Genomic DNA, 16,725 nt, shown 5'->3' with positions numbered 1-16,725 from the left:
GAACCGTAAAAAATGAGCATCCCAAAAGAGCAGTATAATTTCAACAAACTCCAAAAACGCTTACGCCGTGATGTTGGGCAAGCTATCGCTGACTTTAATATGATTGAGGAAGGCGACAAAATCATGGTCTGCCTTTCTGGTGGTAAAGATAGTTACACACTACTTTCCATCTTAATGAATCTGCAAAAAAGCGCACCAATTCATTTTTCACTTATTGCCATCAATTTAGATCAAAAACAACCCGGATTTCCTGAGCATATTTTACCTGAGTATTTAAATGAACTTGGTGTGGAATATAAAATTGTTGAAGAAAATACCTATGGAATTGTCAAAGATATTATTCCTGAAGGTAAAACAACTTGCTCGTTATGTTCACGTTTACGTCGTGGTATTTTATATCGCACAGCGACAGAACTCGGCGCAACGAAAATTGCTTTAGGTCATCATCGTGATGATATTTTAGAAACGTTATTTTTAAATATGTTTTATGGTGGCAAACTTAAAGGCATGCCACCTAAATTAATGAGTGATGATGGCAAACATATTGTTATTCGCCCTCTCGCTTATGCACGTGAAAAAGACATTGAGCGTTTCGCACAAGCCAAACAATTCCCAATTATTCCATGTAACCTTTGTGGCTCTCAACCTAATCTTCAACGCCAAGTAATTAAAGAGATGTTGAGAGATTGGGATAAACGTTATCCAGGACGCATTGAAACGATGTTTAGAGCAACACAAAATATTGTTCCATCACATCTGTGTGATACTCAATTATTTGACTTTGCCAATATCAAACATGGTGATGAAGTTATTAATGGTGGTGACTTAGCATTTGATAAAGATGAGATCCCTGCTGTACCGGTGATGTTTCAAGAAGAAGATGACGAGCGCCCAGACTTTAGCCAGAATAAATTAGATATTGTTGAAGTTAAATAGGCCTCTATCACCTAAGCCTTATTGTCTTAGAGGCTTAGGATTTTTTTGATAAAATAATCGCCAACAATAATTTTAAGCAAAAAAAAACCGATGTTAATAAACATCGGTGTAATAATGGTCAATTATTCTGTATTAAGAACTCAATATGAGAAAAACTACAATTATGGAGCACAACGTTCATCGCTCAACGTTGTATTCACCTGCGAGAGTTATAATGCCAGATGTTCTATTTTAAAAAATTGATATATCTCAAACAGGGTAAGAGAATTCTTTTTTAAATCCATTTAGTTACGATTAATTTTCTGAATTTTTACAACCATCTACTACGCTTTAACCACCAAGTAACAATCACAATCAAAACAAAGAGAGATAAACAAAAAATGGTAAAACCATAAGGAAATTCATTTCCAGGTATTCCGCCTAAATTGACACCAAATAGTCCTGTTAGAAATGTTGTTGGTAAAAATAACATCGCCATTAATGACATAGTGTAAGTACGTCTATTCATCGCATCAGCCATCATTGATGTTATTTCATCAGCGATCACTGCTGTACGAGAAATACTACTGTCCAAATCCTCTAAACGTCGAGAAAGTCTTTCCGATATTTCGAGCATTGTGACTCTATCGCTATCACTCATCCACGGTAGCTTTTCGATAGAAAGCCTTGAAAATACATCTCGCTGTGGTGCCATATAACGACGTAAGACAATCAGCTGTTTTCTTAATAAGGCAAGCTCACCTCTCGCCGGTATTTGTTGATCGAGGATCATATCTTCTAATTCAATTAATTGATCATGCAGCGTTTCAACAAACTCCCCTATTTCATCGGTCACAGCATCTGCCATGGTAATAAGCCAATCACCACTGCTTTCAGGTCCATTGCCTAACTCTAATGTATGAATAACTGAATCAACCGAATTAACACGACGATGGCGACTTGAAATAATAGTTTGACTGTTAATATAAATCCTGAATGCAACTAGTTCATCAGGTCGGTCATTAGGATTATTATTAATTGTTTGTAAGTTGATAACGACACCTTCACCAATACGCTGTGCTTTAGGTCTTACGTTTTCAGCTAATAATACATCTTTAGCAATCGGTGGAAGTAATTCTGTATCTTGGATCCATTGTGCACTTTGTGGCTTGCGATAATCTAAATGTATCCAATATGGGGTTTCATTTGAAACAACTGTTTTTGGTGTTATTTCTATTGCTCCCCCATGTCCATCAAGTTGTGTGGCATAAATTGCATCTGAATCTTGCAAAATAGAGTCATTAATTGTTTTCACTTAGTTTCCTCCATACTCTTGCTTTAGTCACAATAGATTAATTCATCATCTCTTTATCTAATTATTTTCAAAGCTTTATTTTATACTTTTTTCTAGTCCACTGTATATCAACACTATTTTTGTATAGTTAATCTAAAACTTCTATTTATATTTCCCACTTTAGGATTATTACACTAAATCCAATTCGGATAATTACGTTAGTATATTAATACTGAAAATACCTATAGATAACTTCCTTTATTTATAGAAAAAATTTTATCTACTGTAATTTATAATAATTAGCTCCCTAGTGTATACTAAATATTATCTTATACATTTATTGCAACCTAAAAATAAGGTCATGAATATGAAAAAATTTCTCGCTATTCCTTTATTTTTACTTTTAGTCGGATGCAATGATGCAACATCGACTGAAAGTGCTAATACTGCCTCTACTTCTGATACAACAAAAACACTTCTGGTCGATTCACAACTTTATGACTGTGTCGGTGTTGCACCAATGAAATGCATGAAGGTGAAAGAACTACCTTCAGGCGAATGGTCCCTTTTCTATCAGAATATTGAAGGTTTTGAATATAAAGCAGGTACTGAATACACATTAAAAGTAAATGTTACAGATATTCCTAATCCCCCAGCTGATGCACCTAGTGTAAAATATACACTGGTAGAAATTGTCGATAAAAAGTAATTTTTTACTTAATTCAAGCTCACAATAGGCCGTATTCACTATTGTGAGTAATTCATCTATTAATATTATTTTTCTGATGGTTATTATTAACAAATTGATAAAATTTATTAATAAGCTATTTATGTAATCTCATTTTTTATTATTTATTATAGATAAGTCTGCTAATTTTTTTTAAGAGTAATTTCAATCAATTAACATTGAAATCGTGTTTGAATTTACTAAAAATAGAGTTCTTTACATCAACATAGAAACTCTATAATGAATAAATTAGTCTTTTTTTTAATTAGTTTCGCTTTATCTTATTCTTCTACATTGCATGCTAATAATGAGGCACATACCGTCTATGGCGGTTATATGCATGGAAAAATAAAAGGTGATACAGCAAAGGGGATGATTGTCAGCTATCGTTATGAGACAGGAAATACGTGGGGAATATTAGTTTCTCTACTGCATTTAAATTCAAATCATAAAGAACCCTTTAAAGATCCTCGTTTTATCACACCATCAATAAAACAATATAAAACTAAAACTACAGCTCTATTAATCGGTCCTACTTATAGAATAACACCGACCGTTTCTGTTTATGCCCAAATGGGGCCCAATAAATTAAAACATAAAGAAGATAAATTTCATCCTGAAATAGAGGTAACAGACACACATATTGTTGAGACAACAAGTGTTATTGGTCAAATAGGTATCGATTATCACCCAACAAAAGAGATTGCAATTAACTTTGGCTATCTTTATTCCGATGTCACAGCAAACAAACGTCACATTGAATTAAATAGCATACAATTATCTTTAGGTTATCGTTTTTAAATCACCCTAAAAAACTATAGTTTTATTTAACAATAAATAGAATGCTAATAGGTAAATTTATCTATAAAAGGCTTAAATATAGTAATAAACACATCAATTTTCATTGTATTTAAGGGATTACACCCATAAACAATATGAAATATAATATTTAACATCGGACACATTGCACAATTAGTCAAAACAAAGTGGCAAAAATGTATTAACATCTCTTCTGCAATGTTTATTCCTTTTGAGTCTCCTTCTGTTTTTATAACAGAGGGACTTTTTTTTATACATATATTATTAATTGCTGTAACAGTTAGATACAATAAAAAGCGTGCAAACAAGGTATTAAAAATATAATTTATATCCAGACAATAAATTAATCTGCTTTATTTTGCTACGCCCCTTTTTAAAGGGGTTCTTTTTTATTTATATGCCCTCTTATTTTATACACACCTCCATTTATTCAAGATTAATACTGTAAACAAGAATTGTTTAGTTTTCTTTTTTGTTTTTTTAATAAAAAAACACCTCAAAGTAAGGTATTAACTTTGAGGCATTATCTATTTTCTCTTACTATTTTATACAGCCTGAGTTCACCAATAGCTAATTTCAAGTAATCTATTTCATTACTATTTTAATGTTTTAATATATACAGCGTATGGCTATAGGCAACATCTTCAGGATTCTCAATGGGATAACCCTTCAACCAAGGTTTTATCAATCGTCCATTAGTATATTGATAAATAGGTGCTATTGGCGCATCCTCAGCGATAATTTGCTCTGCTCGGTTATATAAACTATTTCTTTCATTTGCATCAATCGCCATGCCTGACAATGTCAAAACTTCATCATATTGCTTATTTTGATATTTAGGTATATTGCCCGCATGTTTAGAGCCTAATAAACTTAAGAAAGTAGAAGGTTCATTATAATCACCAACCCATGATGCTCTTATCACATCAAAATCCCCTGAGTTTCGGCTGTCTATATACGTCTTCCATTCTTGATTGCGTAGTTCGACTTTAACCCCTAGCTTTTTCTTCCACATAGAAGCGACTGCAATAGCAATTTTCTGATGATTTTCCGAATTATTATATAACAATGATAATTTTAATGGATTATGAGATCCATATCCTGCCGCTGCCAACAGTATCTTGGCTTGGCTATCTAACTCATCTTGATTATATTCATCGTAAATAGTTGATTCTGGTGTAAAATTAGCCGTAACATCTGGTGTAAAACGATTTGCTGGCTTTTCACCAGTGCCTAACACTTTATCGGTAATAATTTTTCTGTCTATTGCCATTGCCAACGCTTTACGTACACGAATATCTTTTGTCGGCCCTGATTGAGTATTAAAAGCATAATAATATGTTCCTAATTGATCTGGTATATAAACCTCATTAGGAATATCTTTCATTAGTTTATGGTATAAATTTTTAGGAAATGACTCTGTTATATCGATATCACCCGCTAAATAGCGTTTAGTTGCATGTGATTCATGGTTTATCGGTACAAAAGTGACTTTTGTTAATACTGTATTTTTATGATCCCAATAATAAGGATTAGGCGTTAATACAATTTTTTCATTAACCACTCTGTCTGTTAAAACAAAAGCACCATTTCCAACTAAATTACCAACCTTGATCCAACCAACACCATATTTTTCAATGCTATGGCGAGGAACTGGGTATAAAGAAAAATTCGTTGTCAGACTTGGAAAATAAGAAACGGGCCGCTCTAACGTCACTTTTAACGTTTTTTCATCTATTGCTTCTACACCCAATGAGCTTGGTTTTAATTTTCCATCAATAATTTTTTGAGCATTCTCAATAGAAGCGAGCGAAGCATACCATGCAAAAGGTGAAAGATTTTTAGGGTCAACTAATCGTTGCCAACTGTAAACAAAATCAGCTGCAGTGACTTTTTCTCCATTAGACCATTTTGCATTATCACGCAAAGTAAAGATCCATACACGATTATCTTCAGTACGCCAACTCTGAGCGACGCCAGGAATAGCTCGTCCATGCTCATCTTCTATCGTCAACCCTTCAAATAAATCACGTTGCACTTGAGCTTCTGTTAAACCAACGGCATTAATAGGATCAAGTGACGCTGGTTCATCTTTTAAATGTCTAACCACTTCTTGTTTTTTATCAAGTATCGTTCCAGCTGGTACTACCGCCGCATTTACCTGCGATAGGAATAATCCTTGAACGACAAGTGCACATGAAATGACGAATATTTTGCGCATGACTGTTTCGTCCTGTAATCTGTATGAGAATGAACTGCATAATTATAAGAGCCTGATAAAAAGGCACAATCACTGATTACAAATATTTTATAAATTTTTATGTTTTTCATGGTCACTATGCAAATAGTGGTAAGTTTTAATAATGGTTAAGCATTAACAAGATTTTTCGTTAATAATTTAGTATTAATAATAATTAGTCTGACAACTAATAAAGGAGAACAACAATGGCACATCAAGTTACTTTACAAGGAAATGCAGTGACTCTGGCGGGTAAATTCCCAACAGTAGGTCAAAAAGCTGCTGATTTCTCTCTCGTTGGTAAAGATCTTAATGATATCTCTTTAACAAACTTTGCAGGTAAACGTAAAGTTCTAAACATTTTCCCAAGCGTAGATACGGGTGTTTGTGCTGCGAGTGTTCGTCAATTTAATAAAGTTGCAAATGAACTAAATAACACGGTTGTTTTATGTATTTCAGCTGACTTACCTTTTGCCCAAGCGCGTTTTTGTGGTGCTGAAGGTTTAGATAATGTTGTAACATTATCTACAATGCGTGGTGCTGAATTTAAAGAAAACTATGGTGTTGCTATTACATCAGGCCCATTAGCGGGCTTAACTAGCCGTGCTGTGATTGTGTTAGATGAAAACAATACTGTTCTCTACACCCAGCTAGTTGATGAAATCACAACTGAACCAAATTATGATAATGCATTAAATGCACTGAAATAATATTCATTATAAAAAAATAGACGAGCATTACGCTCGTCTATTTTTTATGCAGAAATTCCTACAACAAAATTAACCTTCAGATTTTTCGTTCTTTTTATTTGTTAAATTATATTCTCTCAATTTATTAGCAATCGCAGTATGAGAAATGCCTAAACGTTTTGCAAGTTTCCGGGTACTTGGGTAATCACGATATAAACGTGTTAAAATTGAAGCTTCAAAGCGTTTTGTCATTTCATCTAAAGAGCCTTCCAATAAATCCTCATCAAATAGAGTTTCATCTGTATGTTCAGGCAAAGTAATATCCTGAATTCGCAGAGTGTTTCCTACTAATTGTGCCATTGCTTGATAAACAGTATTTCTTAATTGGCGAACATTACCAGGCCAACCATACTGTGTTAAATAAACTGATAATTCCGGTGATATTACAGGTTTAGTTGCTTGCTGCTCAACACAATATTGGTTAATAAAATGCATTGCTAACGGCATAATATCGGCTTTTCTTTCCCGCAGCGGAGGTAGAGTTAACGTTAATACATTCAGGCGATAATAGAGATCTTCTCTAAATAATCCTTTTTGCACCAACTCCCACAAATTTTTCTGCGTCGCACAAATAATACGAACATTGACATTAACCTCGTGCTCCTCACCTACTCGGCGAAATGTCCCGTCATTTAAAAAACGTAAAAGCTTAATTTGCATTTGAGGCGACATTTCACCAATTTCATCAAGTAAAACAGTTCCTCTGTCTGCCTGCTCGAAGAAGCCTTTTTTTCCTTCAACAGCATTAGGGTAAGCTCCTGCAGCATAACCAAATAATTCACTTTCTACTACATCATCAGGCATTGAAGCACAATTGAGTCCCAAAAAAGGATTTCTAGCGCGGGAACTAAGGAAATGACAGGCTTTAGCAAATAAATCTTTTCCTGTACCGGTATCCCCCACCAATAGCAGTGGCGCATCCATTTTTGCCATTTTTTTTGCACGTTCAACAAGTTGTTTCATTTGAGAGCTAACAGCAATAATTTTCTCAAATTCATGATTATCACTGACAATTAATTTTGAACTCTCATGAATAGCATCTCGATATTTCAATAAAATAAGCGCGCCGACACAATGATTAGATTGGTTATCATCTGCAAGTTTTATTGGTACTATTTCCATATCAAAACTTTGTTTTTTTAAATTGATTGGAATAATTTCAGCTGAAGGATCTTTTTGTTCTAACCAACGATGAATATTAAAATTAGGGATCAGTTGATTGAATGATTTCTCGCTATTATCGTTAGCATCAAGTTCAAATAGTTGACGAGTTGCCGGATTTTGTAATTTTATTTGGCCTTTAATATTAATAGAAAAAACCGGAACTGGCACAGATTCTAGCAGTGTCCACATGGCTCGATGCTCTTGTTCTGATGGCATAAATGCAACCGTACGAACATCAATAACACCATTTATTCGCCGTATTTCCGCCATTAACGGTTGAAATATATCAAAATCAATCTGTGAAAAATTCAGGTAGATAAGACCTATTGGAAATATTTCAATTCCACGCAAATCAATATTTTTTAATACTAGTAGATCTAACAATTCACGGGTTAACCCGATGCGATCTTCACAAGTGATCTCTAAACGCATTATAAACCTTCTTAATACTGAGTGACCCTGAACTTATTCTAGATATTATACATAAATATCAACCAAATAAAGAGCCTTGTCAGCAAAAGTTGACACTACTAGCATTTATTTTTACACAGATAAGATTGTATTTTGATTTTAAACCTGAATTATTTATGCTTTAAAAAAATCAAATAATGAAAATGAAGAGTTTTTTATTATTTTTTTTAGCTCAAAATCAATAAGATATTCGATATTTTTTATTAAGGGGCCTAATTCTCGGCGTATTACTTTCTTAATAGTTTTACAGCCATTATCAAAACAAAAAAGAAGATACTTTAATGCATTGATTGCCTGTTCTTTTTTGTCTGCCTCTCTTAGATATTCAAAAAATTCTGATGTTCCTTGTATTTGAAATGATTTAGATTGTTTTGGGTGCTGCTTTTTTTTAATTTCATCGATTGTTTCACTAAGAATAGGGATCAAAATACTCAATTGTTTATCAATATTTGACACATTAAGAGTAGAACTAAGATAAAGCTGGCGTCTTTCCTTCGAGAGTTTTTTTATTACTGATATCTGTATTTCTTTCATTTTTCGACCTAATTAAAAATATTATTTGTTAAATCTTTACCTATTTCTTATAAATAAAAACCATCTTTCTTTTTTAATAAAAAATTGTCTACAGAGTAAATTTTGAAAATATATTGAGATAATATTTCTGTGGTAAACATTTTACCGTGATATTTAACGCCATTTACCTCATTAAACTCAATACTATTTTCTATCAAAAAGGGAATATTTTTATGGAAATTACGAACACTTCACTAAAAACATAAGCATTAATCAACAAATACAATGAATTACAATCACTTTTCTTTTTGGATACTTTTACTCTTTTTAAAGGTATTTTATTGAACTAATTTCATTAATAAATAATTACAATATAATAAATAAAAAGTAGATAGTGTTTTATAGCATGAAATAATTTATTTAAATATAAAATATCGACATTTTCATCATGAGTGTAATTTTATACAACCTTTTTTTTCACAAATTTTTTATACAAAAAAACCGTAGAAATAACTCTACGGTTTTTATTTAAAATAACTCAATATTAGAAACTTTATTTTATTCTTTTTTCTTACCACTAATTGTATTTTTTAATTTTCCTATAAGCTCTTTTCTAAAATCACCCAACTTTGGTTTATTATCATCGATCCAAGGTAGTGGTCGGCATAATTCCATTGCCTTGATCCCTAAACGTGCCGTTAATAAGCCAGCACCAATTCCTTGGGCTGCTCGTGTTGATAGTCGTGCAGCTAGATCTTGAGAAAGCCAATCCATTCCAACTTCTCTTACTAGTTCAGTAGCACCCGCAAATGCAATATTGACTAAGACAAGGCGAAATAATTTTAAGCGACTATAGTATCCCAACTCTATACCATAAATTTCAGCGATACGATTAATTAAACGAATGTTACGCCAACCAATAAAAGCCATGTCAACCATCGCTAGTGGGCTTACTGCTATCATTAATGTTGATTCTGCAGCAGAGCGACTAATTTCAGCTCTCGCTTGCTTATCTAAAATAGGTTGAACTAATTGGCTATAAAGCTCTAATACTTCCTTGTCATTATGCGTATCATGTAATGCACTTTGCCAACGAATTAGTGCTGGATGTTGTGAATGTATCCCTGCTTGTTTAGCCAATTTCTCACAAAAAGGTCGGCCATTTCCCATCGCATGACTATAAAGTAATTCTTTTGCTTTATCTCTTTCATCTGCTCTTTGGCGTAAGCGATAGATACGACGCCATTCTGTTATTACAGAGCCAATTCCTGCAATAACAATTAAGCCCCCTGCGCTTGCTGCACCTAATGCAATCCAATCCGAGTTTATCCATGACTCATAAATCCATTGTCCTGTTTGAGCGATAACGCTAATCCCTAAAATAGTACTTGCAACTGTGATTAAGCGTTTCCATACACTTTTTTTAGGTTTTAAAATAGATTGGATATCACCTTCTAGCTGCCCTTCGTTTTCTTCATCTAATTGAGGATCAATAGGTAGAAATGCTTCATTCTCCTGAAAATCAATACCTTTCTTTAAGCTTACTTCATCTTGAAGTATGGGCTCTTTAAAATCAATTCGTGATTTTAATGGCTCATTCATTTTAATTTATCCCCTAACAAGAATTCCATTGCACTATCCATGCGAATATGAGGAACTGCGCTATCTCTTGATATTTGTTGTGGTCTAAAAGATTCGAAACTAAATCCTTGTTTTTCCCAAAATGCTTTTTCAGGTAATCGTTTAGGAACTTCACCAGGAAAATACACCAAAGGTTTGTTATCACTTAAACGAAAACCTTTTAATGCTGGGATTTTTTCACCATGGTGATCCACAATGCCACTTTCAGTTGCAGCAATAGAGGCAAGCCCCATGCAATCAATACTGATCCCCTCAAAAATAGCATTTTGTTTAGCATCTTGAATAAGTTGTTGAAGCAATGAAACTAAATTTTCGTGCTGGTCAACTGTAATATGATCAGCTTTAGTCGCTGCAAATAATAACTTATCAATACAAGGTGAAAATAAACGCCGAAGTAGTGTTCTTTTACCATAATGAAAGCTACGCATTAATTGTGTTAAAGCCTGCCGCATATCATTAAAAACATCAGCGCCTTGGTTGAGAGGTTGCAAACAATCCACTAAAACAATTTGCCTATCAAAACCTTGAAAATGATCTCGATAAAAACCTTTTACCACATGCTGACCATAATATTCATAACGTTGCTTTAGCATGCCAATATTAGTCCGTTTATCAGCATTTTTTAATTTAGTAATATCATGCTGTTGTAAATCGGGCCAAGGAAAAAACTGCAAAACAGGCGCGCCCGCTAATTCACCAGGTAAAACAAAACGACCGGGTTGAATAAAATGAAGCCCTTCTTTTTTACATGCTAATAAATATTCAGTGTAAGCGGAGGCAATATCCGCTAATAACGTTTCATCAGCAGGTGCAAAGGGATCGCATTTTTTAAGTTGTGTTTGCCAATTTTGTTCTGGCAATGTTCTTTGACGATTTACCTTATTCATTTGCTCAGACCATTCAAAATAGTCTTGCTCAAGCATCGGTAAATCTAATAACCATTCGCCAGGGTAGTCAACAATCTCTAAATAAAGCGAAGATGTTTCTTTGATAAAACGTGTTAATGATTCATTTGAGCGATAACGTAGTTGTAAACGAATTTCACTCACTCCTTTAGTCGGAACCGGCCAACTTGGAGGCGTGTGATAAAGCGATTCCATTCCTTCGTCATAAGTAAATCGGGGTATATTTAAATTATGCTGAGGAATACGTTTTACACCCAATAGTTGCTTATCCCGTGCCGCTGAAAAGAGCGGTAAACGCGCACCTGTATGCACATTAATAAGTTGGTTAACTAAAGAAGTAATAAATGCCGTTTTACCACTTCGGCTTAATCCAGTTACCGCTAAGCGAAGATGCCTATCAACACCACGATTAATAAAAGCTGTAAGTTCATTTTGTAGGCGTTTCATGTTTCTCCCAAGACATTTGACGCGATAGCTTATTTAAACCTGCTTTAATAACAGGCTCTGCTATCAATAGAACCAACCAACGTAACGGCTTGCTACTTACGCGTTTTATTATACTGCCAGTTATTGCGGCTGGCCCAAATAAAGTCAATAACATTACCCCAAATGTTAACCCTTTTTTGGCAAAGTAGGTGAGTTTATTTGTTTTTAACGAGATATAAGCTTGATTAATATTCATAGTACTCTCCTCAATCAGGAATTTTGCTTATTCCTAATTCATTCAGTATAAAATAAACCGACTTAACGAAAGACGCTCCTAAATCGGAGCGTCTTATCGGATCAATTGGTGAAAATATTACAGATCGCGAAAGCGTTTATTTAATTGATAACTGGAAGAGGTAATATATCGTTCCATTTGTTGTAAACGTTTTTCACCTTGCATTAATTGATTATCAACACCGCTTAAAATTTCTTTTAAACTCTCCTGTTGCTCACCACCTTGTTGGTAATTAGCTGGCGCAGGTTCCATAAAAAAACTCAAAACAAGATAAGCAACAATAGTTAGGCCAAAAAATCCAGCAAAGAGTGCAATCACCGCAATAACCCTGACAAGTAAAACAGGAATATTAAAATAATGGGCAAGGCCTGCGCATACGCCACGGATCACGCCCTCTTGTGGCAAGCGATACAATTTCTTACTTTGTACCGTCATTATGATTGCCTCCAGTTAGGATGTTCTGCATCAAGTATTTGTTCTAGCGTCTTAATGCGTTCCTGCATTTGCTGAGCTTTATCCACCAGCGCGCTCAGTCGCTGCATTTCTTGTTGGGTTAACTGAACATTCCCACCACCTTTCTGATTGCTGTAATGCAACCACAGCCAGATAGGGAGAACAAATAAAATAAAAATGGTCAGTGGTATTCCCAGAAATATATAGCCCATTACATATCCTTTATAAGATGGTTATTACGCTTGCTGTTACTCTTTATTGATATTGATTTTAGCTTTTAATGCCGCTAATTGCGCGCTAATTTCATCATCAGCTTTTAATTCAGCAAACTGTTGGTCTAATGATTTCTCTTTACCTAACCCGTAGCTTTGCGCTTCGCCTTCCATATGATCAATTCGACGCTCAAATTGTTCAAAACGTGCCATTGCTGCATCCATTTTACCACTGTCTAATTGGCGACGAACTTGACGAGATGAATTTGCTGCTTGATGGCGAACAACTAAAGACTGTTGTTTAGCACGAGTTTCTGTCAATTTATTTTCTAATTCACTGATTTCACCTTTCAAACGAGTCAAGGTTTCATCAATGATAATCAACTCATGTTTTAGCGTATCATTAACTGAAGCAACACGTTGTTTTTCAATTAATGCCGCACGCGCTAAATCTTCTTTGTCTTTAATCAGAGCTAATTCCGCTTTATCTTGCCAATCTTTAATCTGTTTTTCCGCTTGTTCGATACGACGCTCTAATCCTTTCTTTTCAGCTAAAGTACGTGCAGACGTTGTACGGATCTCAACTAACATATCTTCCATTTCTTGGATCATTAGACGGATCATTTTTTCAGGATCTTCCGCTTTATCTAATAAAGAAGCGATATTGGCATTAATAATGTCAGCAAAACGTGAAAATATACCCATGATGTCATCCTTAATAGCTTATGCTAATTAGTAATGTTAAATATTTCATTAAATGGCGTCATCTATCATAACGCTCGGCTTACTTTAGTTAATACAATTAACGTGCCAACTTTTAAAATTCACTTAACCTATTAATAATAGGTAATTTATATTGTTCGCCTATTTTTCGAACACCTGATAAACTGGTGAAAAATACCTCACTATGGTGAATTTAACCAATGAATGAGAATTTAGAGACAATAATCGGTGTTGATAGTCAATTTATTGATGTTTTAGAACAAACTTCAGCGCTTGCTCAATTAAAAAAACCGGTATTAATTATTGGTGAACGAGGCACAGGTAAAGAGTTAATCGCTCACCGATTACACTACCTTGCGCCTTGGTGGCAAGGCCCTTTTATTTCCATCAACTGCTCTGCACTTAATGATAACTTACTCGATTCTGAACTTTTTGGTCATGAAGCGGGTGCTTTCACTGGCGCTAAAAATCGTCATCAAGGGCGTTTTGAACGTGCTGATGGTGGCTCTCTTTTTCTTGATGAACTTGCAACAGCACCAATGCTTGTACAAGAAAAATTATTGCGAGTTATTGAATATGGTCATTTAGAGCGTGTTGGTGGCAGCCAATCTTTGCATGTGGATGTTAGGCTTATCTGCGCTACAAATGCAGATTTACCTGCAATGGCTGAAGAAGGTAAATTTCGTGCTGATTTACTGGATAGATTAGCTTTTGATGTCATCAGGTTGCCTCCGTTGAGGGAACGACAAGCAGATATTATGTTACTTGCTGAAAACTTCGCGATTTCAATGTGCCAAGAACTGGGATTACCTTTTTTTCCTGGTTTTAGTGATAACGCATGCCAAATTCTTTTAGGCTATTCATGGCCTGGTAATATCCGTGAGCTAAAAAATGTTGTGGAGCGTTCGGTTTATCGCCATGGAACCAGTGATAGAGAATTAGACAATATTATTATTAATCCTTTTGCAGGCTTGCAAACCGCAATATCAAAACAATCACCTTTAGAAAAAAAGATTTCGTCTTTTTCGCCACCAGATTTACCTCTTGATTTGCGACAATGGCAAAATGAAATGGAAAAAATATTAGTTAGCAATGCATTGAAAGAGAGTTTATATAATCAAAAAGAAGCTGCTGAGAAACTGAAGTTAAGCTACGATCAATTTAGAGGATTGATTAAAAAGCACCAAATAACAACATAACATAATGATTAATAATGATTTTTATTTATCAAGAAGTGTTTTTTTAAAAAATAGGCAAAAAAAAAGCCAGCACCCGAGCTGGCTAGTAAAAAATACTGGAAGCAATGTGAGCAATGTCGTACCTTCTGCGGAAAACCTCTTACCGCCGAAGGACAATACGGATGATAATCTTTATCATTAGCATTTGTAAAGCTTTTTGTTGAGAATTTTTCTCACTTTGTTTTTTTGACTATTTGGGGATAGAAAGTTTTTTAAGTTACAATAGCAAAATCGTTTCTCTAAAAGACATTATTATGCGCCCTATTTTACTTATTGGTACTCTGCTAGTTAGCCTAACAAGTGCTACTTGTATCGCAGATGTAGCACCAAAAACACAAGCGTTATCGATAAAACAAGAGCCAACTCCTATTAATCAAAATGGCTTTGTTTATTGTGTTGATGGCAGTGTGAATACCTTTAATCCACAATTATCAAGCAGTGGATTAATTATCGATCCCCTTGCGGCGCAACTTTATGATCGCCTTTTAGATGTTGACCCTTATACTTATCGTCTTATTCCTGAAATAGCAGCACGCTGGGAATCGCTAGATAATGGCGCAACATACCGCTTTTATTTACGTAAAAATATCTCGTTTCAGCAAACATCGTGGTTTACACCTGCGCGAAAACTCACAGCAGATGATGTAATTTTTAGTTTTGAACGGATGATCAACCCACAAAATCCTTATAATCAAGTCAATGGTGGGAAATATCCCTATTTTGATAGCTTAAGTTTTGCCGACAATATCCAATCAATTAAAAAATTGGGTCAATACACAGTCGAGTTTAGTTTAAAAGAGCCTGACGCCTCTTTTTTATGGCATTTAGCAACACATTACGCCCCTATCCTTTCCGCTGAATACGCACAAAGCTTAGAAAAATCAGGTAACCAGACACAGCTTGATTGGAAACCAGTAGGTACTGGCCCTTTCTTTCTTGATGAATATCAACCAGGCCAATTTGTTCGCTTATTCAGAAATGAAAACTATTGGAAAGGTCAGCCTAAAATGCAACAAGTTGTTATTGATATGGGCGCTGGAGGTACAGGCCGCATATCTAAACTATTAACGGGTGAATGTGATGTTTTAGCCTATCCAGCGGCTAGCCAATTAAAAGTTTTACGTGATGATCCTCGGTTAAGATTAACATTACGCTCAGGTATGAATATTGCTTATTTAGCCTTTAATACTAGTAAGCCTCCACTCAATGATCTGAAAGTACGCCAAGCTATTGCTTATGCCATAAATAATGAACGTTTAATGGAATCGATTTATTATGGTACTGCTGAAACAGCCGCATCGGTACTTCCTCGTGCATCTTGGGCTTATGATAATCGCGCAAAAATCACAGAGTACAATCCTGAGAAATCGAAACAAATACTAAAAGAACTAGGGCTTGATGGGCTTAAATTGAACCTTTGGGTTCCCAGCGCATCACAATCTTACAACCCAAGCCCATTGAAAATGGCTGAGCTCATTCAGGCAGACTTAGCTCAAGTGGGCATTCAAATGAATATTCGCCCAATTGAAGGGCGATACCAAGAAACCAGTATGATGGATAGGACTCATGATATGACGTTATCTGGCTGGTCAACAGACAGTAACGATCCTGATAGTTTTTTCCGTCCTCTATTTAGTTGTGCAGCCATTGCTTCACAGACTAACCTTAGTCATTGGTGCCTACCGAGTTTTGATGATATTTTAAAAAAAGCGCTTTATAGTCAGCAACTTGCTTCAAGAATGGATTATTATCATCAAGCACAAGATATTCTCGCTCAAGAACTACCTGTATTGCCTTTAGCTAATTCTTTACGTATGCAAGCATATCGTTATGATATTAAAGGATTACTATTAAGTACCTTCGGTAATGCGTCTTTTGCTGGTGTTTATCGAGAAGCAGAAGTGGATGAACAAAATCACAAGAAAGAGGCTATAAAATAAT

Annotated in this window: 16 protein-coding genes; 6 read left to right on the top strand and 10 right to left on the bottom strand. The window is 34.9% G+C overall.

Going from position 1 to position 16,725, the window contains the following annotated elements:
* Window positions 1-12: 12 nt before the first annotated feature.
* Entirely contained in the window at window positions 13-936 is a 924-nt protein-coding gene (ttcA, locus tag GTH24_RS08410) for a tRNA 2-thiocytidine(32) synthetase TtcA (protein WP_072067972.1), read from the top strand.
* A gap of 310 nt (window positions 937-1,246) precedes the next feature.
* Here ttcA and zntB read toward each other — a convergent pair whose 3' ends face one another.
* Entirely contained in the window at window positions 1,247-2,230 is a 984-nt protein-coding gene (gene zntB / locus GTH24_RS08405; RefSeq protein ID WP_072067971.1) for a zinc transporter ZntB, read from the bottom strand.
* A gap of 346 nt (window positions 2,231-2,576) precedes the next feature.
* On the opposite strand from zntB, the gene GTH24_RS08400 reads away from it, so the two are divergent.
* Window positions 2,577-2,918 carry a DUF4377 domain-containing protein gene (locus tag GTH24_RS08400; RefSeq protein WP_072067970.1) on the top strand — a complete coding sequence of 114 codons (342 nt, stop codon included), beginning with the start codon at window positions 2,577-2,579 and terminating at the stop codon, window positions 2,916-2,918.
* Between the two features lie 258 nt (window positions 2,919-3,176).
* Entirely contained in the window at window positions 3,177-3,737 is a 561-nt protein-coding gene (locus tag GTH24_RS08395; RefSeq protein WP_072067969.1) for a porin family protein, read from the top strand.
* Between the two features lie 619 nt (window positions 3,738-4,356).
* On the opposite strand, the gene GTH24_RS08390 is transcribed toward GTH24_RS08395, so the two are convergent.
* Window positions 4,357-5,976 (bottom strand): peptide ABC transporter substrate-binding protein, encoded by a 1,620-nt coding sequence (locus GTH24_RS08390; protein ID WP_072067968.1) that lies wholly within the window; start codon window positions 5,974-5,976, stop codon window positions 4,357-4,359.
* 224 nt (window positions 5,977-6,200) lie between these two features.
* Between GTH24_RS08390 and tpx the strand changes: the two genes are divergently transcribed.
* Window positions 6,201-6,704: a thiol peroxidase gene (tpx, locus tag GTH24_RS08385; RefSeq protein ID WP_072067967.1), complete on the top strand. Its 504-nt coding sequence runs from the start codon at window positions 6,201-6,203 to the stop codon at window positions 6,702-6,704.
* 69 nt (window positions 6,705-6,773) lie between these two features.
* Here the strand turns inward: tpx and tyrR are convergent, their stop codons facing one another.
* The 8 genes from tyrR to pspA all read right to left on the bottom strand — a co-directional run bounded on the left by tyrR (window position 6,774) and on the right by pspA (window position 13,528).
* Window positions 6,774-8,339, bottom strand: coding sequence for a transcriptional regulator TyrR (tyrR, locus tag GTH24_RS08380; protein WP_072067966.1), 1,566 nt, complete (start codon window positions 8,337-8,339; stop codon window positions 6,774-6,776).
* Between the two features lie 153 nt (window positions 8,340-8,492).
* The gene (locus GTH24_RS08375; RefSeq protein WP_241254058.1) at window positions 8,493-8,912 is read right to left on the bottom strand and encodes a hypothetical protein; all 420 of its coding nucleotides are present in this window, start codon (window positions 8,910-8,912) and stop codon (window positions 8,493-8,495) included.
* A 537-nt stretch (window positions 8,913-9,449) separates the two neighbouring features.
* A complete protein-coding gene (locus tag GTH24_RS08370) occupies window positions 9,450-10,493 on the bottom strand; it encodes a YcjF family protein (RefSeq protein ID WP_072067965.1) in 1,044 nt (347 codons plus the stop codon).
* Window positions 10,490-11,884, bottom strand: coding sequence for a YcjX family protein (locus GTH24_RS08365; RefSeq protein ID WP_164526220.1), 1,395 nt, complete (start codon window positions 11,882-11,884; stop codon window positions 10,490-10,492). The genes GTH24_RS08370 and GTH24_RS08365 overlap by 4 nt, the downstream gene beginning before the upstream one ends.
* Window positions 11,865-12,119 carry a phage shock protein PspD gene (locus GTH24_RS08360; protein WP_072067964.1) on the bottom strand — a complete coding sequence of 85 codons (255 nt, stop codon included), beginning with the start codon at window positions 12,117-12,119 and terminating at the stop codon, window positions 11,865-11,867. Before GTH24_RS08360 ends, GTH24_RS08365 begins: the two co-directional genes overlap by 20 nt.
* 117 nt (window positions 12,120-12,236) lie before the next feature.
* Window positions 12,237-12,593, bottom strand: a complete 357-nt coding sequence (gene pspC, locus GTH24_RS08355) for an envelope stress response membrane protein PspC (RefSeq protein WP_115349663.1) — start codon at window positions 12,591-12,593, stop codon at window positions 12,237-12,239.
* A complete protein-coding gene (gene pspB / locus GTH24_RS08350; RefSeq protein WP_036937208.1) occupies window positions 12,593-12,823 on the bottom strand; it encodes an envelope stress response membrane protein PspB in 231 nt (76 codons plus the stop codon). The genes pspC and pspB overlap by 1 nt, the downstream gene beginning before the upstream one ends.
* A 36-nt stretch (window positions 12,824-12,859) precedes the next feature.
* Entirely contained in the window at window positions 12,860-13,528 is a 669-nt protein-coding gene (gene pspA, locus GTH24_RS08345) for a phage shock protein PspA (RefSeq protein WP_072067962.1), read from the bottom strand.
* A gap of 218 nt (window positions 13,529-13,746) precedes the next feature.
* Between pspA and pspF the strand changes: the two genes are divergently transcribed.
* Window positions 13,747-14,745: a phage shock protein operon transcriptional activator gene (pspF, locus tag GTH24_RS08340; RefSeq protein ID WP_072067961.1), complete on the top strand. Its 999-nt coding sequence runs from the start codon at window positions 13,747-13,749 to the stop codon at window positions 14,743-14,745.
* A gap of 293 nt (window positions 14,746-15,038) precedes the next feature.
* A complete protein-coding gene (sapA, locus tag GTH24_RS08335) occupies window positions 15,039-16,724 on the top strand; it encodes an ABC transporter substrate-binding protein SapA (RefSeq protein ID WP_072067960.1) in 1,686 nt (561 codons plus the stop codon).
* Window position 16,725: the final 1 nt, after the last annotated feature.

It is taken from the genome of Proteus vulgaris, assembly GCF_011045815.1.
Lineage (GTDB): Bacteria > Pseudomonadota > Gammaproteobacteria > Enterobacterales > Enterobacteriaceae > Proteus > Proteus vulgaris_B.
This window is presented reverse-complemented; position numbering and strand designations above follow the sequence as displayed.